This window comes from Kiritimatiellia bacterium, from assembly GCA_026417735.1.
Lineage (GTDB): Bacteria > Verrucomicrobiota > Kiritimatiellia > PWTM01 > PWTM01 > CAACVY01.
This window is the reverse complement of record JAOACR010000009.1, coordinates 287,257-309,143: the sequence shown is the minus strand read 5'-3', so window position 1 is coordinate 309,143 and position 21,887 is coordinate 287,257. Positions and strand designations below refer to the sequence as shown.

Below are 21,887 nucleotides of genomic sequence, written 5' to 3'. Positions count from 1 at the left end.
GCGCTCCGGCGGGAGGTGCCCGAATGTACAGAGGGTTCATGGGCTTGTGGACGGCGGTGTGCGCGGCGGCGAGTGCAGCAGCGCCGCAATGGAACGTGCTGTTCGTCGCGGTGGACGACCTGCGGCCGGAGCTCGGCTGCTATGGCGCTCCCCACGTGCGCAGCCCCAATCTCGACCGGCTGGCGCGCGAGGGGATGGTGTTCCGCCGCGCCTACTGCCAGCAGGCGGTGTGTTCGCCATCGCGGACCAGTCTGATGACCGGCGCGAGGCCGGACAGGACCCGGATCTACGATCTGGAAACCCATTTTCGCCGCACGATGGGCAAGGGGGTGGTCACGCTGCCGCAGCTCTTCAAGAACCACGGCTGGTTCGTGCAGGGTATGGGCAAGCTCTATCATGGAGGGCTGGACGACCCGGCATCGTGGTCGGTGCCGTGGAGCTCGCCGAAGGTACCGCACGGCACGTACGCGCTGCCAGAAAACCGTGCGGTGGTGGCGCGGAAGGTCGCGGAGCGAGAGGCCCGTGCGGCGCGGGGACTGCCGCCGCTGCGCCCGCGCGACTACGGGCCAGCCTACGAGTGCGCGGACGTACCGGATTCCACCTACCATGACGGCGCGCTGGCGGACCTCGCGATCGCGGCGCTGCGCGACATCGCACGGACCAACCGGCCGTTCTGGCTCGGGGTCGGCTTCATTCGGCCGCATCTGCCGTTTGTCGCGCCGAAAAAGTATTGGGACCTCTACGATCGCAATGCGATCGCGCTGGCGCCGAATCCCTTTCCGCCGCGCGGCGCACCGCCCTATGCGGTGCCGCCGGGCAGCGAGCTGCGCGCGTATGAGGGAATTCCCGGCGATCGCGTTCTGCCGGACGAGCTGGCCCGCACGTTGAAACACGGCTACTACGCCGCGCTCAGCTATATGGATGCGCAGCTCGGCCGCGTGTTGGACGAGCTCGAACGTCTGGGGCTGCGGACCAACACGATCGTGGTCGTCTGGGGGGATCACGGCTGGAAACTCGGCGAGCACGCCGCATGGTGCAAGCACACGAACATGGAGCTTGACACCCGCGTACCGCTGATCGTCTCCGTACCGGGCATGCGATATGCGGGGACCGCCACTGACGCGATCGTCGAGTTTGTGGACATCTATCCGACGCTCGCGGAGCTGTGCGGTCTGCCGTTGCCGGACCACATCGAGGGCACGAGTTTCCGGCCGGTGCTGGAGGACCCGACCCGTCCCTGGAAGCGCGCAGCGTTCAGCCAGTACCCCCGCACGCACGAGGGCCGCCCGCTGATGGGATATTCGATGCGAACGGAGCGCTATCGGTTCACGCTCTGGGTGGACCGGCGGGACACGAATCGGGTGGACGCGGTCGAGCTCTATGACCATGCGACGGATCCGCAGGAGAACGAGAACATCGCCGGCCGTCCCGAGACTGCGGAGCTGGTGCGCGAACTGACCGCTCAGCTCCGGGCGGGGTGGCGGGCGGCGCTGCCGCCGGCTCAATAGACGTTCCCGCTTCGCGGTCGGGGCGCACGACCGGTCATGGTGTGCCACACTCCCTCGCCGGCCGGTCGAACTCGCCCCATCGGCGAACCTCGGGAATCAGTTCGATGCCAAACCGCTCGCGCACCGCGGCGGCCATGCGCAACGCGAGCCGGTGCACGTGTGCGGCGCGACAGCCGGGGCCGTCGGCGACGATGATGTTCGCGTGGCGTTCGAACACACGCGCGCCGCCCTCCCGGAAAGTTTTTGCACCGGCCTGTTCGAGAAACCAGCCGGCGGCCTGACGCTGTTTTGCGGCAGAAGTCGGTTCGATGTTGCGGTAGAAACTGCCTGCGGTCGGCTGGATGTGCCAGTCTGGGTGTTTTTGGCGTCGCAGTGCGAGAATGCGCTCGCGTTCGGCCTGCAAGCGAGCGGGGTCACCGTCGGCAACGGCGAGCCGCGCGCGCAAGATTACCCAGCCGGTCTCGGCGAGCGCGCTGTGGCGATAGCGGAAACCGCACTGAGCGGGGCCGATTTCGTGCACGCGACCGGCCGGGTCTGCGATCATGAGCGAGCAGACGCGGGAGCCGATGTCGTCGCCGAACGCGCCCGCATTGCCCGCGATCGCTCCGCCGATGGTTCCGGGAATGCCGTTCGCAAACACGAAACCGTCCCAGCCCAAGCGTGCGCACTGCGCGGCCAGGTCGTCGAGCCCGGCATGGGCGGGGACGTCGAGCACGTCGCCGTCCCGCCGGAGGTTCAACGGGCCGTCGGCGAACCGCAGGACCACCTCGGGGATCCCCTCGTCGGCGACCAGCAGGTTCGAGCCGCCGCCGAGCAAGCGCCAGCGGACCCGGTGCGCCGCGAAGATCGCCAGCAGCTCCGGTAGCGGTTCCGGCGAGGTGCAGTGGACCAGTGCCGTACAGGGTCCGCCCAGCTGGAACGTTGTCCAGCGGGCGAGAGGGGCGTCCCAATCGATCGTAATACCGGCCAGCGAGGAGGTGGCGGCCGCCCACGGAGGAAGCGGATCGCGGGGGCGGTTCATCTCGAGGGGGAGGTCGGCGGGGTGTGGCGACGCGCGCGCTCGTCGAGCAGGTCCGGCAACGGTTCGACGGCTCGCGCCAGCAGCCAGAGGTAGTCGGATAGCCGGTTCAGCGCGGCGCTCATCGCGACAGGGGGGGGAGCGTCCGCAGCTAGCGCGCTGACACGCCGCTCGAGCCGGCGGGCGGCGGCGCGCGCGCTATCGAGATGGGCGCCGATCGAGGTGGCGCCGGGCAGCACGAAGCCCGCGGGCCACGCGACCGTTTGCTCGAGCTCCTGCGCGCGGCGCGTCCAGCGGCGCAGTAGCGCCGCCGCGGCTGTGCGGGCCCGGCGCGCACCGGCGAGCTGTGCGCCGAGCCGGAACAACTCCCGTTGCAGTCGCAACAGCTCGTTCCGCAGCTCCGCCGGCGCCTCGGGCGTTGCACGGGCCAGACCGAGCGCGCAGACCAGCTCGTCCAGCGCGCCGAGCGCCTCGACGAGCGGATGGTGCTTGGGGAGTTTGCCGTGGCCGGGCAGGTGCGTGGTGCCGCGATCGCCGCGTCGCGTGGTGATCGTGGGTGCGGCGGCGCGCCGAGCCTGCGCGTGAGGGGCAGCGGTCATCCGGGGGCGACGATATCCTGATGTGCGTCGTGCCTCACATCAAACCGAACTCGCGCAACCGCCGCTGGTCCTCCTCCAGCGCGAGTCCGCGGCGGGGCTCCGGCCGGCGGCGGCGGGGGTGATCGAGCACGTGCAGCACCCTCATGCGCGCGTACCAGTTCAGGTGCGGATACGGCCGGCGGCCGGGCAGCGTGCGGTCCAGATCGAACTTTCGCAGGTCATGCGCCTCGTTGAACTCTTCGATCGCGGCCAGCTCGCCGCACCACCGGTTCGCGGTGAACATCGCGACGTCGTCGAGGTACACGCTGACGGCCGGCAGGTATACCGCCGGGTCGTCGGCCTCAAAGACCCGCAACGCGGGAACGGTGGAGCTGTAGAGGTCGACATCCACCGAGACGAATCCGAGCGGGCACTCGGGGGTGAGCGTGCGCACGAACGAGCCGACCGTGTCCGTGATATTGCCAAGGATCAGTTCGGCCCGGCCGTGAAGCCGCGCGCGCAGGTCCGCGTGATCGGGCATCGCAAAGTCGCCTTCGCTCCAGAGCTCGGGATGGTCGCGGTGGTCGCGCGGTGGCGGCAGCCCCTCGGCGGTATCGAAGCCGACCACTCGGACCTCCACGCCGGTCTCCCGCCGCACGTGCTCGGCGGCCTCGACCATCGCGAGCAGGCCGCTGCCGCTGGCGACGCCGAACTCCACCGCGGTGACCCGCCCGCACCCACACCAGCGCGCCAGATCGGCCGCCCGGAAAAGTCCGTACGCATACATCGGCCGCCCGGTCAGCAGCCCGAAACGTTCTCGTGCGCGCGCCGATCCGACGCACTGGACGACCAACGCGAGCAGCACCATGTGCAGCGGTTGATTCAGCAACCGCACCCGATCCAGCCATCTGCCCATTGTCGTCCTCCGACCTCAGCGCCGCCTACATCCGGTCGAACGTTCGCTGCCAGACCCGCCGCATTTTCGCGACCGGAAGGTTCACGATCTGGCGGCCGCCGACACCGCGGACGCGGAGTTGTGGCTCGGCGGTCACCTCACCGACCCAGGCGAAGGGCACTCCCCGGAAGATCGCCTCGAGCTCCGCCGCACGATCCGCGGGCGCTGTGAGCACGAATCGGGCCGGACTTTCGGAGAAGAGCCGCGCGTCGTCGCCAAGACCGGCTTCCGTTGGCACCATCGCGAGGTCCACGACCGCGCCGACGTCGCCCCCGATCGCCGCCCAGGCGAACGCGATCGCCAGCCCGCCGAGCGTGGGCGTGTGTGAGGAGTGCAGCAGGCCGGCGGCGATCGCCCGCTCCATCGCCGCGTACAGCTTCAGCGCGCTGGCCGGTTCCGGGCACGGTACGCGTCCGCCGAAGGCGCCCGGCGTGCCGCGGCGGGCGGCGAGCCAGCGATGAAATTCTGAAGCGCCCAGCTCATCGCGCGTGAGACCGGCCACCGCGATACGGTCGCCCGGGCGTTTGAAGTCCATCGTGACAATTCGCCGGACATCCGCAATGCGGCCGATCACTGAAAACAGCACCGTCGGCGGGATGGAAATCCGCCGGCCCCCCCGGATCGAATCATTTTTCATGCTGTCCTTGCCCGAGATGCAGGGCACGCCGTAGGCGGTGGTGACGTCGTAGAGGGCGCGGTTCGCGCGCACCAGCTGCGCCATTTTGTACTCCGCATCCGGGTTCGTCGCGGACGGTACCGGGTCGGGCCAGCAGAAATTGTCGAGCCCGGCCAGGTGCGCGAGCGTGCCGCCGACGCTGATCGCACGACGGACCGCTTCGTCCACCACCGACGCGACCATCGCGTAGGTGTCGAGGTCGGAGTAGAAGGGGTTGATGCCCTCCGCGAGCACGATCCCCTCGTGAGAGCCGTGCTCGATCCGCATCACCGTTGCGTCCGCGGGCACGTCCGAGCGCCGTCCGACGAACGGCTTGCCGACGCTGAGGCCCTTTACCTCGCCGTCGTAGGAGCGCGCGCTCCACTCTTTCGAGGCGATGTTGAGCGAGGCGAGCAGTTCCAGTAGTACACGGTTCCGCGGACCCGGTCGCAGCGGACAGGGTGGCGGCACGCTCGGCGGCGACCAGCGTGCGCGCAGCTCCATGCGCGGGCAGCCGCGGTGCAGGAACTCCAGGTCCAGCCGTCCCACCACCCGTCCGTGGTAGCGGACCACGAACGCGCCGGAGTCGGTGAAGGTGCCCAGCGCGGTCGCCTCGACATCACGGCGGCGCGCGAGCTCGAGCAGCTCGTCAAGCCGCTCGGGGGGCACTGCCAGGCTCATGCGCTCCTGCGCCTCGCTGAGCAGGATCTCCCACGGATCCAGTCCCGCATACTTGAGCGGCGCGCGGGCCAGTTCAAGGTCGGCGCCACCGCTGAGCGTGCACATCTCGCCGATCGACGAGCTGAGGCCGCCGGCGCCGTTGTCGGTGATCGCGCGGTACAGGCCGCGGTCCCGCGCTTCGATCAGGAACTCGTAGAGTTTGCGCTGCGTGAACGCGTCGCCGATCTGCACCGCTTGGGCGGGCGACTCGTGCCGGAGCTCTTCCGAGGAAAACGTTGCGCCGTGGATGCCGTCCTTGCCGATCCGTCCGCCCGCCATCACGATGACGTCGCCGGGTCGAATTTCTTTTTCGTGGGCAGGGCGGCCCGCCACGACGTGCGGCAACCGCCCAACCGTCCCGCAGAAGACCAGCGGCTTGCCGAGAAAGCGCTCGTCGAAGCGTTCAAAACCTCGCGCCCAGGGGATGCCGCTCTGGTTGCCGCCATCCACCACACCGCGATGCACCCCGTCGCGGATGCGGCGTGGGTGCATCAGACCGGCCGGCACCTCGCCCTCGTAGAACGGCGAGGCGAAACAATAGCCCCACGTGTTCGCGAGCAACTCGCAGCCCAGCCCCGTACCCATCGGGTCACGGTTCACGCCGACAATGCCGGTGATCGCGCCGCCGTACGGATCGAGCGCGGAGGGACTGTTGTGCGTTTCCACCTTGTAGGCGACCAGCCAGCGCTCGTTGAAGCGGATGATGCCCGCGTTGTCGCGGAAGACGGACACGAGCCAGTCGCGGCGGCGGGCGATCTCGGTGGTCGCGCGCCGAATGAACGTGTCGAAGAGGGAGTCAATCATTTCGACGCGACCGGGCGTCTCCTCGTAGAACACTCGCGCGGCGAAAATTTTGTGTTTGCAGTGCTCGGACCACGTTTGTGCGAGGCATTCGAGCTCGACATCGGTGGGACGGTCCGCCGGCAGCCCCAGTTGCGCGCGCGCGGCGCGGACGTCCGGCCGCCGGTAATGGTCGCGGATGGCGCGCATTTCCGCGAGGCTGAGGGACAAAATGCCCTCGCGGCTGATTCGCAGCAACTCTTCGTCAGAGACCTCGAGCGAGATTTCGCGGACGGTCGGCTGGTGCGGGTCGCGAACCAGTGGCAGCTCCGCGGCGGGAGGAGCTGCGCGCCACTCCTCGGGCGAGTAGATGCGGACAGTCTGAATCAGTTCGTTGGCCAGCAGGTCCCGCGCAAGGCGCTCGGCGTGCTCGCGGCGGAGATCCTCTCCGGATACGAAGTACTGCGTGGCGCTGAACACGGGCCCCACCTCGGAGGTCGAGCGGTCCAGCACATCTGCCAGCACGGTGCGCGCGGTTTGGCCGACGTTGTCGGTGACGCCGGGCCGCAGGCCGATTTCGATGAGCCAGTCGAACGGGGGCGGTGGAAGGCGTCCGACCGCGGCGCGGGCGGTGACGGGATCTGCGAACTCCTGCGCGACGCGCTGCTGCAGAGCGGCCGATACGTCGTCCGCGACGAGGTAGACATCGCGCGTGACGATGCGGCGGACGGGCAGGCGGAGGAACTCGCGCGCGAGGCGCGCCGCCCGTTCGCCGCGCGGATCGCGCAGGCCTCGCCGCAGGCCGATTTCTATGCGGAAGCTCACGTCGGGCTCTCTCGGAGTCGCTGCAGTATATCCGCGGCGGCACGCGAACGCACACCGGCAGCGGGTTGGGCGCGCTCGCAACCGGCGGCACGACCAGCGGGGCAGTGGGGGCGCGGCGCGGTCGTGCCCCTTGCGGCGGGCCGTCGGCCGCAGCGGGTGGTGCAGCTTGGCAAATCACCGCGAACGTTTATGGTGGGCGCATGGGTGAGGTTGCAACCCGCGGGGAGACCGTGACCGCGCCGGTGCCGGGGTGGGCACACCTGCTGCCGTTTGTGCTGTTTCTGTTCGTCGCGCATCTGCTGGGCGACGATGCCTGGTGGGCTCGGCTGGCCGGGCTGGCGGCGGCGGTCGGCGCGCTCGCGTGGCAGCGGCCCTGGCGGGACGCCGCGACGTGGGCGCACATCGGCCCGTTTGCGACGTGGTTGACCGTGATGTATGGCGCCAGCGAGCCGTCCGCGGCCAACTACACGTTGCGCACGCTGCTGGCGGGCGCGATGCTGCTGGGGACGCGCCCGTGGCGGTGGTACGAGCGGCCTGGCTGGCGCGACCTTCCGTGGGCGGTCGCCGCGGGGCTCGGCGTGTTCGTGTTGTGGGTGGGTTTTGAGAGCGACGCGTTCCGCGCGCTGGCGCCACGGATCGCCGAGTGGTACGAACGCTATCTGGTCGGCCCGCTGCCGGGGGGATTTGGCCGGTTGCGTGCCCCGATGAGCAGCTACCCCTATCTGCCGGCGCGGACCGGCTGGATCGCATTCGGGATCCACATGCTGGGCACCTCGGTGGTCATCGCGACGGCGGAGGAGTTCTTCTGGCGGGGTTTCCTCTACCGGTGGCTGTGCGCGCGGGACTTCCGTTCGGTCTCATTGGCCCATCGCGACGTGCCGATGTTCCTGGTGGTTGCCGTCCTGTTTGGCCTGGAGCACACCGAGTGGTTCGCGGGGGTGTTGACCGGCCTGGTGTACGGCGTGCTGGTGCTGCGCAGCGGCCGGATCTGGCCGGCGGTGTTTGCGCACGGACTCACGAACTTTCTCCTCGGCCTTCATGTGCTACGGGCGGACGCGTGGTGGTTCTGGTAGGCGGCGGAGCCGGCCGCGATGTCGGGGTTCGTCCATCTCCACGTCCACACCGAATACAGTCTGCTGGACAGCCTCGTACGGATTCCGGAGCTGATGGTCGCGGTCGCTGACGCCGGCATGCCCGCGGTCGCGATGACCGACGCGGCGTCGCTGCATGCGGCGCCGCTGTTCATGCGCGAGGCACGCCGTCAGGGGCTGCGGCCGATCTTCGGCGTCGAGTTCGAAATGGCGCCACGCGCCGCGCTGGCCGCCGGCGCGACGGGGCCGGATCTGGTGGTGATCGCGGAGACCGCCGAAGGGTGGCTCTCGCTGGTGAGGCTGGTGAGCGAGTCGCAGCTGCAATCCGCGGCGCACGGCCGGCCGGTGTTGAGCGAGTCCACACTGTTTCGGCACACGCAGGGGCTGATCCTGCTGACCGGCGGCAACAACGGCGAAATTTCCCGGCTGTGCCGCGCCGGTCGCGCGAAGGAGGCGGTGGAGACGCTCCGGCGGCTGAGCGAGGCGTTTGGGCGGGACCAGGTGTTCGTCGAGCTGCAGAACCAGCGGTTGGCTGGCCAGGCCGAACTGATTGCGTCGCTGCGGGAGGTTGCGCGGCAGGCGTCGGTGCGGTGCGTCGCCACCAACAACGTTCACTACCTGCGCCGCGACCAGGCCGAGGCTCATCGATGCCTGCGCTGTGTCCGCCGCGGGATCGCGCGGGCGGAGGACGGAACGTCGTACTCTTCGGAATTTTACCTCAAAGGGCCCGAGGAAATGGCGGCGGCGTTTGCGGACGCGCCGGAGGCGCTGGAGACGACGATCGAGATTGCGCAGCGATGCCAGCTCAATCCCTGGCCACCCGACACGTCGCGGTTTCCCCGCTACCGTCCGCCGGATGGCGCGGCCGTCGGCGGTTCCGCCGACGAGCTGCGACGGCTAGCCTGGGCCGGGTTTCGGCGGCGGTGGGCCGCTGTGGTTGCATCACCCACCCGCACAGCTGCGGCCGAGCGGCGGCTCGATCGGGAGATTGAGGCCGCGATCCGCGCGCGCGTCGCCAACTACCTGCTGGTGCACGCGGACCTGGTGCGTGCGGCGCGGGAGCGAGGGCTGGCGGTGACGCCCTCCCGTGCGGCGGCTGCTTCCAGTCTGCTGGCCTGGTCGCTGGAGCTGACGGATGTCCTTGCGCTGCGCTGGGACCTGCCGCCAGAGCGGTTTTTGAACCCGGATCATCCCGCACTGCCGGAGCTTTCGCTGGATGTCGCGCCGCATCATCGGGCCAGCCTGATGGCGTTGGTCCGCGAGCGCTACGGTGAGGACTGTGTTGTGCATGCGGGCACCCGTGTTGTGTTCGGCGCGCGCTCCGCGGTCCGCGAGGTCGCCCGGGTGCTGGGCGTGCCAGCGGACCAAGTGGAAGAACTGATCGCGATACTGGGCGACACTGTTCGATCCGAGCCGCGGTTAGATCGGGCCGACGTTCGGGACCGGCTTTTGGCGAGGGCCGGCCGATGGTCCGAGCTGGTTCATTTTGCGGCGATGTTCGAAGGCCTCCCCCGCACATGGGCGGCCCATCCGACCGCGCTGGTGCTGGCGGACTCCCCGGTTGGCTCGATCGTGCCCCTCTACCGCACTGCCGATGGCGATGCGGTGACCCAGTTTGAGGTTCGCGATCTGCCGCGTTTTGGATTGGTGCGCACTGATGTGCCGGCGAGCCGTACCGCGGCGCTGCTGGGCGAGGCCGGCGCTGCGCTTCGCGCCAGCTCGCCGGAGCAAGCGGGCGCATTCGAGCGGGTGGATGGTCGCGAGGTGGACGTCGCGCAGCTGATCCGGCGGGGCGACGTCGCGGGGATCCCAGGGCTGGAGCTGCCGGCGGTCGCAGAACGGTGCCGAAAATGGGGTGCCCGCCGCGTGGAGGACCTGGCTCCCTGGCTGGCGATCCTGGCGGCGGAGTCTTCGGCGCTGGCCGCGGAGCTGGAGGCGGCACTCGAGGGACGCCGTCCGCCAGAACGGGTCGACGCCTCGGTGCAACCGCTCCTGGCTCCAACGGGCGGAATGCTGCTGTACGAGGAGCAGGCGGTGCAAGTGCTCCAGCGGCTGGCGCGCCTGCCACCCGAGTTTGCGGACCTCGCGCGCCGGGCAGAGTCTGCTCGCGACGAGGAACTCCGGCGGCGGGTGTGGAAACAGGTTCGGAATGGCGCACGTGGGCGGGGTCTGCCGGACAGGGAAATCGAGGCGGTGTGGGCGGCGGTGTTGGACTGTTTCCACCGGCGCGTGTCGCTGGCTCGGGGTGCGGTTCTCGCGACCCATGCTTGGCGGGCCGCCTGGCTGAAGGCGCGCGAACCGCTGGTGTTCTATGCCGCCGCGCTGGCGGCGGAGGCGGGCGACCCGGAGCGGGCACGGCCGCTGCTGCGGGAGGTGATCGCGCGCGGCGTTCCGCTGCTCGGACCGGATGCGAATGAAAGTATGGTCACTCCACGCGCGACCGCGGGCGCGATTCGGCTGGGGTGGATTTCCATCCGTGGTGTCCGGCCGGAAGCGGCCGCGATGTGGGTCGCCGAACGTGAACAACGGGGGCCGTTCCGCGACCTTGCGGATTTCGCGCAGCGGCTGGCCGGGGTCGCCCTCGGTCGCAACACGCTGGCCCACCTGGTGCGCGCGGGAGCGTTTGACTCATTCGGCGCTCCTCGCGCGCAGCTGCTCGCGGAACTCGACGCGATCTGGACGGCCGCGAGTGCCGCGCGTGATGTTCGACACGGCCAGACATTGTTGTTCAACGAGACCTGCGCCACTGGATCGCCCCCTTCGCTCACCGACGTTTTGGCCGACCGGTGGGCCGCGGAGCGGGAGTTGCTGGGGGTCGTCATCTCGCCACATCCGCTGCGGCCGTGGGAGTGGTGGCTGCGAACCGCGGTGCCGGCTCAGGGAGAGTCGGACGGGATGAGCCTCGCCACAGGGGTGCCGCTCCGCGTTGCGGACGAGCTCGCCCCGGGCGTGACACTGGACATGTTCGACGGGGTCGAGCAAATCGGCATTCCGCCCGGATGGCTGCCCACCACCGCATGGCCGGCCGAGCCCGTCGTGGTGCCCGTGCGGCGCGAACGAGGTGGGCTGACTGCCGTCGGCAGATGGTGGCCGCTGGAGGCGGCGGTGCGACGGGTGGTCGAAGTGTGCGTGAGCGTGCCGGCCGGTGGTGAGGGGTCGCTGCTCCACGAACTTGTGGCTGCTGCGCGGGCGCATCCAGGACCGACGCCGCTGCGGCTGCTCGGTGCGCCGCTTCGATCCGCTCGGCCGCCGCCGGTGGGTGTCGGCGCCTCGCTGGTGCGGGCGTTGGAGCGATGTGCGGGACCTCGGAGTGTGCGGCTGGTGGTTGATTTGTCGGAACGGCGTACCTAGAGTTGGGCTCCAGAATGATCCGCGGTTTGTCTTTGCCATCCCCGGCGGGGCGGTCGGTGCGCTGCGTCTTCCTCTGTGCGGTGGCGGTCCTCTGGCTCGGGGGGCGGGTGGCGAGCCCGCAGGACACGTACAAAGAAACGCGCGCGGCGGCGGCGGCCGCGCTCGCGCGGGGTGCCTACGAGGACGCGATTCCTCCTCTGCGCCAATTGGTCGAATGGTTTGGCGACACCGATCAGCCGAGCATGCGCGCGGAGATGGAGGACGTTTTTTACCATCTCGGACTCTGTCATATGTTCCTGGCGCAGTTCGCCGAATGCCGCAACGTGTTTGACACATACCTGAAGAAGTTCCCGTACGGCGCGAACGCCCATCTGGTCGCGATCTTCATCGCTGACACATGGCGGTACGAGGGCCGATTTGCGGAGGCGCTCGGAGCCTATCAGAAGGCGTTGAAGACCTACGAATACTCGCTCGACTTGCGCATTGACATTTTCGTCTCGATGGCTCGCTGCCACCTCGCCGAAGAGAAGTGGGAGCCGGCGGAGCCGCTGCTGCTCGAAGTCTACCGCACCGCGCCCGATCTCTACCGCCGCAACTGGGCGGCCGCGATGCTGGCGACCTCCTACCTCAAGGACGGTGCGGTGGACAAAGTGTATCCAATGGTGCCGCTGCTGCTGCAGCGCGGCTCGTTCGCGTCGCGCAGCGTCGCGTTGAACATGGCCGCGCTCGAGGCGGGCGACGAGCTCTTCGCGGACGACAAGTACCGCGATGCGCTCTGGATCTACCGGCTCGTCTATCCGCACGACCTGCTGCGACTCAATGCGCAGGAACAGCTGGAGCTCTGGCGGTTGCGCGTGCGCCGGCTGCAGCGCCATCTCGGACTTGCCCGCGAGCTGTTGCGCGCGCAGGAGACCGTCGCGGAAATCGAGGCCGAGCTGGAGGCGATCGAGAAGATCCCGAACTACGATGTGGAGCTGATGTTCCGCATCGCGCGTAGTTACATGGAGACGCGGCGACTACGGGAGGCGTCGGACCTATTCTACCACCTGCATCTCGACGCGCCCGCGGACAAACAGGAGGAATGCCTCTACCTCTCGTTTCTGTGTGCGGTGCGGGTGCGCCCGCCAGACCGGTGTCTCTCGCGCGGCCACGAGTATCTGGATCGGTATCCCGGCGGGCCCCACTACGACGCGGTCTCGCTGATGGTCGGCCAGGTGTATGCAAACGAACAGAACTGGCCGAAGGTGCTGCAGGTGCTCGGCCGGGCGCTCGAGGTCAGCCCGAAACACGAAGACATCGCGGAGGTGCTGTTCCTGCTGGGGTACGCGTCGTTCATGGAGGAGAAGCTGGCCGATGCGCAGGCGCACTTTGGGCGGATCCTGCGCGAATTTCCGGGCAGCGAGCGCGAGGTCGACGCGCTCTACTGGCTGGGCATGTCGTTCCTTTTCGATCGCAAGTACGAGGAGGCGCGCCCGAACTTCGATCGGTTGCTGCAGGATTTTGCCGCCTCGATGTACGCGGAGGACGCACTGTTCCGTTCCGCGACCTGTGACTATGCGCTGGCGGCCTATGAGCCGGCGGAGCGCAAGCTGCTGCGCTTTCTGGATCAATATCCGGGGAGCAAGCTGCTGGGCGAGGCGCACGTGCTGCTCGGCGACATCTCCGGTGCGCTTGGCGAGCTGGAGGAGGCGGTCCGCCGCTACACGAAGGGGATGGAGTCCGAGAACCTCAACATCGAGCTCTACAACCACGCCGCCTTCCGCACTGGCGAGATGTTGCGGGAGCTCAAGCGCTACGACGATGCGATCCGCCACTTCGAGGCGTACATCGCGCGCGCGCGACCCGAATCGAACGTGCCGCTGGCGATCTATTGGATGGGGGAGTGCTACTGGGACAAGGGAGAGCCCGAACGCACGTTGGCGCTCTTCCTGGACGCGGTGGCGCGCTACGGCGGTGACCGTTCAGAGCTGGGCGTGGACCTGATCCTGGAGAAGTTCGTGGACCGCAGCCGCGCGGCGGGCCGCCCGCATGGCGAGGAAGCCTGGGCCCGGTTGCGCGACATGCTGAAGCGTGCGCTTGAGGAACGTCAGTACACGCTTGCCTTGCGGCTCGAACGCGTGCTGATGTACGACGCCGGCACGTCCGATGCGGAGAAGGCCGCGATGGCGAAGTTCATGCTTCGCGAAGAGAACCTGCGGTTCGCGAGCGCCGGCGTGCTCGAGTGGATCGTGGACGCCGCCTCCGCCGCGAACCAGCCGAAGCTCGCGCGCGCCGCGGCGGAGGCGCTGATCCGCGACTTCACGGAAACCGACTACGCGCTGGCCGCGCGCCGGCTGATCGCCGAGCAGGCGGTCGCGGAGGGCGATCTGGAACTGGCGATTGTGCAGTACAACATCATCCGTGAGGTGTACGCGACCAGTGACGCGGCCGCGGACGCTCTGATGAGGCTCGGCCGCCTGTATGCGCAGACGGGGCAGTACGACCTCGCCGACGCGGCCTATCGCGACCTGCTCGGCGCGAAGGAGTGGAAGGACCGCTGGCCCGAGGCGCTCTATGCGCGCGGCCAGCTGTGGATGGCGCGCCGCAAGTTCGAGGAGGCTTCCGCGTATTTCGAACGCATTTACGTGTTGTACGGCGGGCACAAAGCGTGGGTCGGCAAGGCGTACCTCGCACGGGCGGAATGCCTGGCGAAGCTCGGCCGTGTGCGGGCCGCGACCGAAACGCTCGATGAGTTTCTTGCCCGCAGCGATCTCGCCGACCTGCCGGAGTTCGCGAGCGCGCGCGAGCTCCGCCAGAAGCTGGGGGGCCGGATGTGACGCGTATCGCGGCGATCCTTGTCGCTGCCGCGCTGGGGAGCGGGGCGGCCGCCCAAACCGCGCCGCCGGCGACCGGTACCTCCGCGCGCGTGGTCGAGCCAGGCGTGCTCACGCGCCTGGTGAAGGAAGAGAAAGCAGTCCGCGAGGTGGTGCTGGTGCGCCGGCAAGGGCCGACCATCTTCTTCCGCCTCACCAACTCCCCGCCCGGCGTGTACTCGCAGTTCACCGCCGATGAATTTGACGAGGCGGAGTTCCGCATTCAGATCCCCGAACAGGCGGCCTATGCGGACATGGTGGCGCGGCGGTGGCTGAACGCGGCTCGGCGCCTGCACGCCGCGGTCGCGCCCGCGCTGCCGTTCTTGGACCTCAAGCAGAACAACGCATTCGAGCCGACCGTCCGGGCCGCCTGGTGCTATGTGCGTGCGGCGCAACAGGCCAACCGGCTCGGGGGTACCGGTCAGGTGGACGCGGCGAAATGGCTGGCGGAAGCGCACCGCCTCTTCGCCGCCGCCGGCGCCGCCGCCGGCTGGCACCCGTACGGTGAGTCGGCCGCGATCCGCGCCTGGATGTGCCTGGCCGACATCGGCCGGCTTGACGAGGCCGAGGCCGGCCTGGTGCGGCAGCGCGAGCCGGAGGTCGGCGACGCCGCCTGGGGAGTGTACTGGTTAGCCCGAGCGCAGCTGTTGTACGCTCGCGAACAGCCCCGGGGGGCGCTGGACGCCGCGATCCGCTCCTATTTGCACGAGACCAAGGACATCGAGACATTTCCCGACGCGCTGATGCTTGCTGCGCAGTGCTATGAGGACCTGAACGAGGTCCATCGCGCCCGCGATGTGTACTACGAAGTCGCGCGGCTCTTCCCCGGGACCGATTGGGGTGACGAAGCTCGCATCCGGCTGAAGACCATGATGGAGGCCGGCATGACCGCTGCGCCGGAAGATCCGAACATCACCGGCATTTTCTTCGGGACCGAAGAGAACATGAACGAAAAGGTTTTGAGGTACCTCAGGGAAACGGAGACCCATCCCCCGACGGCGCCCTCTGCGCCAGGAAAGGCCACACCATGAACCGAACGACCCGCGCAGCTGTTGTCCTTAGCGTTGCCCTCGCACTGGTATTGGGCGCCTTACCGGTGCTTGCGCAGCAGCCGGCTCCCGCGTCGCCCGCGGCTGGCGCCGCGCCGCAGGAGCAGGCGATCACCCTTTGGGGCCTCTGGAAAACCGGCGGCTGGGCAATGTATCCGATCGCACTGCTCTCCATTGCGGGCACTGCGCTGACGATCTTCGGGTTTCTGTTCACGCGTGAACCGAAAATGGTGCAGTCCTCGCTGGTACCGCTGATCCAGAGCCAGATCAGCAACCTCGACTTCCGTGCCGCCAGTGCCACCTGCGCCGCCTCGCCCGGTGTGCTGACGAACATCATCAATGCTGGGCTGCTGCGCCTCAGCGACGGCATCACGGAGGTCGCAGTGCTCGAAAAGGCGATGGAGGAGGCCGCCGTGGAGGAGAACACGAATGGGTTGCGGCCGATCAGCTACCTGTCCATCATCGCCTCGGTCGCGCCGATGTTCGGGCTCTTGGGCACCGTCAGCGGAATGATCAAGGCGTTCCAGAAAATCGGCCTGGGGATGATGGGCAGCCCGGAGAAGCTCGCGAACGACATCGGCGAGGCCATGATCACGACGGCGTTCGGGCTGATCGTTGGCATTCCTTTCATGTTCTTCTACTTCCACCTGAAGTCCCGTTTCCAGGGCAACATGGCGCGCGTCGGCCGGCTCGCCGGTAACGTCAGCCATCACCTGTCCGCGATCTTCGACCGGCTCCGCAACGGGGAGCTGCCGCTGGACAAGGTCACGCTCCCCGAGGCGACCGCGCCGATGCCCGCGCCGGCCGCCACCGGCGCCCCCCCAGCGGCCCAGGGCTGATTGCGGCGGAGACCGGGCATGCGCATCGTTCGCGAAGGACCCGAAGAGGCCAAGTTCCAGATGGCCCCGATGATTGACATGGTCTTTCTGCTGCTGATCTTCTTCATGTGCGCTTCGTCCATTAGCCAGACCCGGACGCTGAAGCTCGAGCTGCCCACCGCGACGAAGGGCGTTGTGCCGAAGGAGCGGCCGGATCGCTGGACAGTGAACATCTTCTCCGATGGCTCGCTCTACAGCGGGGACCGGCCAGTGAGCGTGGAGGAGCTGAAGGCGGAGGTGCAGCAGCGTCTTCGCGAGACTCCATCCACGAAAATCTACCTTCGCGCCGACGCGAACGCAGAGCATCGGCACATCAAAAAGGTGCTGAACGCGATGGCCGCCATCGGGGTGGACGATTTCATTTTCGCGGTGTTCAATCCCTCGGAGACCGGAGGCGAGCCGTGAGAGCGCCGGCCTACGAGATCGATGATCCGGACGTCAACGTCTCGTCGCTGATCGACATGGTGTTTCTGCTGCTCTCGTACTTCATCGCGACCGCGAGCCTGATGAAGTCCGAAGCGGACCTCGGCATCCGGCTGCCGGGCATGCTGGCGCAGGCGCAAACCGTGGACATGGCCGATGAGCAGGTGATCGAGATCCGCGAAACCGGCCGTGTCGTACTGAACGGCCTCGAGTATGACGCGCCCGACTCGACCGAGCTGCCCCAGCTGGTCCAGGTGCTGGTGCGGTATCGCCTCGCCTCCCAGGCGGCGAAGACCGAGCCGATGATCACGCTGCAGCCGGACGACAAGACCCGCCACCAGCGCGTGGTTGACGTGATGAACGCGTGCGCGCGGGCGGGTATCAAGAACGTCACTTTTGCGGCGGGGGGAGACTGACGATGCGCGGAGACCGCCCATGAGACCGAGGCTGGACCTCGGCGTGCTGCTGTCGGGGCTGGGCTACCGCAAACTCAGTGAGGAGAAGCGGCGGGTGCTGCTCATCGTTGGCGGCATCAGCCTGGGCTTGCATGTCGCGGCGCTGCTCGTGTTCGGCTCCTGGGTGGTCATCCGCTCCTTCCTCGATGAGCGCACGGTGTTCACTGCGCCGCCACCGATCAAAACGTATGAGCCGCGCAAGCTGGAGCATCAGATCAAGGTTTCGAAGCGGCAGCGCAGCTCGAGCCGACCGGCGGTGATGCCGCGCCTGGTCGCGACGCGACCCTCGACCCTCGCGATGCCGGAAATCAAGGTGGATCCGAAGGTCGTCCGCACCAGCTTCCAGCCGAAGTTCAAGGCGATCACTGGAATCGGTCTGGGGGCCGGCCTGGGCACCGGCTATGGGCTGGGAGGGTTCGGCGAGGGCGTCTCCGCGTTCGACTTCTTCGGCATCCGCGGGCGCGGTGAAAAGATCATGATTTGCGTAGACGTCTCGATCAGCATGATCGAGGAACAGCGCGGCGGATTCGAAGGCTTCGAGCGCGTGAAGAACCGTCTCGGTCAGGTCATTGACGCGCTGAGCGAGCGGACGCTGTTCAATGTGGTCGCGTTCGCGGACGCCGCGCAGACATTTCGGGACGAGATGGTGCCCGCCACCGAACAGAACAAGCGCGAGGCAAAGAAGTTTCTTTCGCCGCTCAATACGAAGAACAACTATGGTTTGACGCAGGGCAACGTCCGGGCGGTGGATCTCGGCCGCAAGGCCGGCGGCGGCACCACACGACTCGATCTGGCGCTCACCGCCGCGTTTCTGCAGGGCGCCGACACGATTCTGATCATCTCCGACGGAATTCCACGGGTGCGCAAAGAGTTGACGGCGGATCAGCGGTCCGCCTGGGAGGCACAGCTCGAACAATGGCGGCGCCAGAACGCGGACGCGATCCGCGCCTACGAGACCGCGATGGCGAACATGGAATGGAAGACGGAGCGCGTGTGGGTGCCGCCACAGCCGGCGCGGCTCACCGAAGACGGTATGCGCCCCGCGACCGAAGGTCACTGGGAAACCCGCCGCACGCCGGCTCGCCCGCATCCACCCCGGCCGGAACCGCCCCGTATGCCGGATCACCTGCAGTGGTGGACCATAGAAGACTTTTTCGAGCACTTCTCGCTGCTGCACGAGCAGTGCTACTCGAAGAAGGGGAAAAAGCCGCCCGTCGTGCATGCGATCGGCTATGGCATCGACAAGGAAGGGGCGGATTTTCTGCAGGCATTCACCAAGAAGTACAACGGCTCGTTCCGTCGCATCAGCCGGATCAACTAGCGTGAGTCTCCCATCGGATCGCTCCGGGCGCCTTCGTCATTGGGGGGCGGGCACGGGCGGTGGCGCCCCCCCATCGATGGAGGAGAGGGTTCGCGGCCCAGCGCCCGCTTCGTGAGGGGAGGATGAGAGCCGATGTGGGGGAGTTGGAGTCGCGCGCCGGCGCTACTGGCGGCCGCGATGCTTACAGCGCGGGCGCTCGCGGCCGGCACCGCGCGGCCGGTCAATGTGGTGATCGTACTTGCCGATGACCTGGGCTGGGGTGATCTCGCCGGATTTGGCAATGATGTGGTGGCGACACCAAATCTCGACCGGCTCGCCGCCGAGGGGCGCCGGTTCCGGCACTTCTATGCCAACTCGCCTGTATGCTCGCCGACCCGCTGTGCCATTCTGACCGGTCAGTATCCCCAGCGGTGGCGCATCACCTCCTACCTCGATTCCCGCGAGAACAACCGCCGGCGGGGCGTTGCCGATTGGCTGGATCCCGCCGCTCCCTCGCTTGCCCGATTCTTTCGGGCGGCGGGCTACGCGACCGGCCACTTTGGCAAGTGGCATCTTGGCGGCCAGCGAGACGTGGGCGACGCACCTTCGATTTCGGCCTATGGATTCGATGAATCGCTGACCAATTTTGAGGGCCTTGGCCCGCGGCTGCTGGGTCTGTGCGACACCGCTGATGGTCGGCCGCCCCGCCCGCATGCGCTCGGCAGCGACCGGTTGGGGCGCGGGCCGGTGATCTGGTATGACCGCGCCTCACTGACCGCGGGATATGTTGGCGCCGCGGTGGCGTTCATCTCGCGGGCGGCTGCAGAAGGTCGGCCGTTCTACGTCCACGTGTGGCCGGATGACCCCCATGGCCCATGGTATCCCCCCCGCGAACGTCGCGGCGACGGATCAAAGCGGGCTCTGTATCGCGGAGTTGTCGAGACAATGGACGAGCAGCTCGGGCCGCTGTTCGAACGGCTTCGCGAACCTGACCTTCGTGACCAGACAGTGTTGCTGTTTTTCTCCGACAATGGGCCGGAGCCCGGCGCAGGCTCTGCCGTTCCGCTGCGAGGATCCAAGGCGACGCTCTACGAGGGCGGCATCCGTTCCCCGCTGATTGTCTGGGCGCCCGGGCTGATGCCGGCGGCAGCAGTGGGTGGCCGGGATGAGGAGTCGGTGATCTGTACCGCGGACTTGGCGCCCTCGCTGTTGCGCATCGCGGGCATCGCACCTCCCACCGAGGTCGTATTCGACGGGCTTGATATGTCGGAGGCGCTGCTCGGACGCCGATCGATGCCGCGCTCCGAACCGATCTGCTGGCAGCGGCCACCCGACCGCAAGTACGTCGATGGTCGTACACCGCCGCCGTTGCCGGATCTGGCGATCCGGCACGGGCGATGGAAGCTCCTCTGTGAGCAGGACGGATCCTCCGCGCAGCTCTATGACCTCGTGGCGGATCCGGGCGAGACAACGAATCTGGCAGCGCTACACCCCGATCTCGTACTGCAACTCAGCCAGCTGGTGCGGGCATGGAGCGCCGAGATCGGGGATGGCGGGAACTCATCCGGCTCGGGCATGCGCCCCGCCCGGCTCCGGCATGAGCTGATGGCAAGCAGGGTTGATCCGCCGGCATCCGTTGACCTGGCCGAGTGCGGTGAGAAACCTCCGGCAATTGGACCGTCAACGGTCTTGCTCCGCACCGACGCACGGTGAGAACGGCCAGTGCGGCTTCCCCCAGCCTCACTGATCGCTCTTGCGAAATCACGCGGAGGGAGGTGAGCGCGGTGCGAACGCACCGGGCAGCCTCACCCGCAGCGCCCAGCGAGGGGGAACCAGGGACGCTCGACGGCTGCTTCCGAAGCATCGTAGCTTGCTTGTGCGTCCCAGTACCGCTGTGAGGTGGAGGGCTCAGTGCCGAGTGCATCGCTACGATTTTGAGGCCTGCCTGCAACGCCGGCGGCCGGCAGTCCCTGGCGGTTCGGCTCGTGGCTCTCCCCCCCCCACCTTGGAGAAGGGTTTTTGCCGTTGCGACTTCGGCTCACCGCCCGCTGCCGGTCCCGTGCAGATGCTCGCCGGGAGGTCCCGGCTTTGCGAGGTCCGGAAACAGCGCCGCCGCACAACTGGGGCACAGACTGTGCGAAAACTTTGCCTCCGAATGTTGTGTGAGGTACGCCTCCAGTTGCGTCCAGTACCCTTGGTCGTCACGGATTCGCTTGCAGCGGGCGCAGATCGGCAGCAGACCGTGCAGCGTTCGTATCTCTGCAAGGCGATTGCGCAGCTCCTCGTTCGCGTGCCGGAGTTCCTCGGTTTTCCGCGCCACGAGCCGCCGCAGCGCCACCGCCCTTCGCTCCATTTGCATCGTCGGGTAAGCCTCGCCTTCAGTATGGTGGGCGGTCGGAAGGGAGAGGTGCATGTGTGCGATCCGCCAGGTGCCACCCCCTCGAACAAAGACCAGACTGAGACGCATGCCCAGAAACGCGACTTCCTGATCCGCAACGGTCGCCCGCATGTTGAGCACCGCCGCGACCACTCCCATCTCCTCGGTCAGAGGAACGACCGCGACCCGAAGTACTTCGTACGAGACGGGGGAGGGGACCTCCTCCAGATCGCGCCGGTATAGTCGGACCATGTCATGCTCAGTCAGCGCGACTTCATCGCGGCCGGTGCCGAAGCCGGTCGTTTGGGCGGTCACCATTTGAAGAGTCTGCTCGACACTCCGACGCCCCCAGTAGACCTCAAGATACCTCCGGAACGCGTCTTCAATTTCGTTCCGCACTTCGGCCGCGTTCATCGCCCACCTTGTCGGCCGTTATCATCCCACGTGCGGCGCACAGTCACAAGCCGCCACTCGCGCGAGCGCGACCCGACGGACCAGGTTCGATAAACAGATAATACCCCGTCGCATTGTCGGGAAGCAGTTCGCTTTGGAGGGGCCGCCTCGTGTTTCTGCCGTCGGCTGGGTCAAGCACCACCAGGTCGTTGTCGTTGCGTCGGACCAGCAGATAGTGAAGATCGTGGTCTTCCACCTCGACAAGCAGCAGCATCCGTGCCCCGGGCCGCCCGATGAGCCGCCGAAGCGGCTCGGCCGGTTCCCGAATCCGCTCAACCGTCAATCCCCGCTCGAGCAGACGCTCCACCGCCAGGAGATATCGGTAGAAGAGCCGAAGACCCGGCGGGCACCGCTGCAGCTGGGACCGAAACGCCGTCGGCTCGACCAGCAACGTCGCGTCGCATCCCTCATGCCGCGCCCTCCGTGCCAGCGCGGCGGGAAGGCAACCGGTGTAGAAGGGAGGGTGCGCTGCCCGCCAGATATCCAGCTCGCGCTGCTCGGACAGCTCACCGCGCCCCAGCTCGTGCAGCGCGACCATCAGACACGCCGCACCGCAAGTGAAGTCGCGTTGCTGAGCGTATCCGACGATCCGTGGCTCGCCCTGGTTCGTCGGCATGCG

The 21,887-nt window shown here is 67.8% G+C and carries 16 protein-coding genes; 10 read left to right on the top strand and 6 right to left on the bottom strand.

Annotated elements, in window-relative coordinates; all coding sequences use genetic code 11:
* Positions 1-38 precede the first annotated feature (38 nt).
* On the top strand, positions 39-1,508 hold the full coding sequence (locus tag N2652_04955) for a sulfatase (protein ID MCX7818546.1): 1,470 nt from the start codon (positions 39-41) through the stop codon (positions 1,506-1,508).
* A 34-nt stretch (positions 1,509-1,542) separates the two neighbouring features.
* Here the strand turns inward: N2652_04955 and N2652_04950 are convergent, their stop codons facing one another.
* Genes N2652_04950 through N2652_04935 form a run of 4 tightly spaced genes read right to left on the bottom strand, consistent with a single transcriptional unit; the run spans position 1,543 to position 7,039 of the window.
* On the bottom strand, positions 1,543-2,529 hold the full coding sequence (locus N2652_04950) for an FAD-binding protein (GenBank protein ID MCX7818545.1): 987 nt from the start codon (positions 2,527-2,529) through the stop codon (positions 1,543-1,545).
* Positions 2,526-3,125, bottom strand: coding sequence for a cob(I)yrinic acid a,c-diamide adenosyltransferase (locus N2652_04945; protein ID MCX7818544.1), 600 nt, complete (start codon positions 3,123-3,125; stop codon positions 2,526-2,528). The genes N2652_04950 and N2652_04945 overlap by 4 nt, the downstream gene beginning before the upstream one ends.
* Positions 3,126-3,159: 34 nt before the next feature.
* A complete protein-coding gene (locus N2652_04940) occupies positions 3,160-4,020 on the bottom strand; it encodes a hypothetical protein (GenBank protein MCX7818543.1) in 861 nt (286 codons plus the stop codon).
* Positions 4,021-4,045: 25 nt separating this feature from the next.
* On the bottom strand, positions 4,046-7,039 hold the full coding sequence (locus N2652_04935; protein ID MCX7818542.1) for an AIR synthase-related protein: 2,994 nt from the start codon (positions 7,037-7,039) through the stop codon (positions 4,046-4,048).
* Positions 7,040-7,239: 200 nt separating this feature from the next.
* Between N2652_04935 and N2652_04930 the strand changes: the two genes are divergently transcribed.
* The 9 genes from N2652_04930 (at position 7,240) to N2652_04890 (ending at position 20,151) form a co-directional block, all read left to right on the top strand.
* Positions 7,240-8,112: a CAAX prenyl protease-related protein gene (locus tag N2652_04930; GenBank protein MCX7818541.1), complete on the top strand. Its 873-nt coding sequence runs from the start codon at positions 7,240-7,242 to the stop codon at positions 8,110-8,112.
* Positions 8,113-8,130: 18 nt separating this feature from the next.
* On the top strand, positions 8,131-11,481 hold the full coding sequence (gene dnaE, locus N2652_04925) for a DNA polymerase III subunit alpha (GenBank protein ID MCX7818540.1): 3,351 nt from the start codon (positions 8,131-8,133) through the stop codon (positions 11,479-11,481).
* Positions 11,482-11,561: 80 nt separating this feature from the next.
* Positions 11,562-14,297, top strand: coding sequence for a tetratricopeptide repeat protein (locus tag N2652_04920; protein MCX7818539.1), 2,736 nt, complete (start codon positions 11,562-11,564; stop codon positions 14,295-14,297).
* The gene (locus tag N2652_04915) at positions 14,294-15,364 is read left to right on the top strand and encodes a hypothetical protein (GenBank protein MCX7818538.1); all 1,071 of its coding nucleotides are present in this window, start codon (positions 14,294-14,296) and stop codon (positions 15,362-15,364) included. Before N2652_04920 ends, N2652_04915 begins: the two co-directional genes overlap by 4 nt.
* Complete coding sequence (locus N2652_04910; GenBank protein MCX7818537.1) at positions 15,361-16,221, top strand: MotA/TolQ/ExbB proton channel family protein; 861 nt, start codon at positions 15,361-15,363, stop codon at positions 16,219-16,221. Before N2652_04915 ends, N2652_04910 begins: the two co-directional genes overlap by 4 nt.
* Positions 16,222-16,239: 18 nt before the next feature.
* Positions 16,240-16,665 (top strand): biopolymer transporter ExbD, encoded by a 426-nt coding sequence (locus N2652_04905; GenBank protein ID MCX7818536.1) that lies wholly within the window; start codon positions 16,240-16,242, stop codon positions 16,663-16,665.
* Positions 16,662-17,099, top strand: a complete 438-nt coding sequence (locus N2652_04900; protein ID MCX7818535.1) for a biopolymer transporter ExbD — start codon at positions 16,662-16,664, stop codon at positions 17,097-17,099. Before N2652_04905 ends, N2652_04900 begins: the two co-directional genes overlap by 4 nt.
* A gap of 19 nt (positions 17,100-17,118) precedes the next feature.
* On the top strand, positions 17,119-18,459 hold the full coding sequence (locus N2652_04895) for a VWA domain-containing protein (GenBank protein ID MCX7818534.1): 1,341 nt from the start codon (positions 17,119-17,121) through the stop codon (positions 18,457-18,459).
* A gap of 132 nt (positions 18,460-18,591) precedes the next feature.
* Positions 18,592-20,151 (top strand): sulfatase-like hydrolase/transferase, encoded by a 1,560-nt coding sequence (locus N2652_04890; GenBank protein ID MCX7818533.1) that lies wholly within the window; start codon positions 18,592-18,594, stop codon positions 20,149-20,151.
* A 325-nt stretch (positions 20,152-20,476) separates the two neighbouring features.
* Here N2652_04890 and N2652_04885 read toward each other — a convergent pair whose 3' ends face one another.
* Both N2652_04885 and N2652_04880 read right to left on the bottom strand, forming a co-directional pair.
* The gene (locus N2652_04885) at positions 20,477-21,229 is read right to left on the bottom strand and encodes a nuclear transport factor 2 family protein (protein ID MCX7818532.1); all 753 of its coding nucleotides are present in this window, start codon (positions 21,227-21,229) and stop codon (positions 20,477-20,479) included.
* 43 nt (positions 21,230-21,272) lie between these two features.
* A complete protein-coding gene (locus tag N2652_04880; GenBank protein MCX7818531.1) occupies positions 21,273-21,884 on the bottom strand; it encodes a peptidase C39 family protein in 612 nt (203 codons plus the stop codon).
* Positions 21,885-21,887 lie beyond the last annotated feature (3 nt).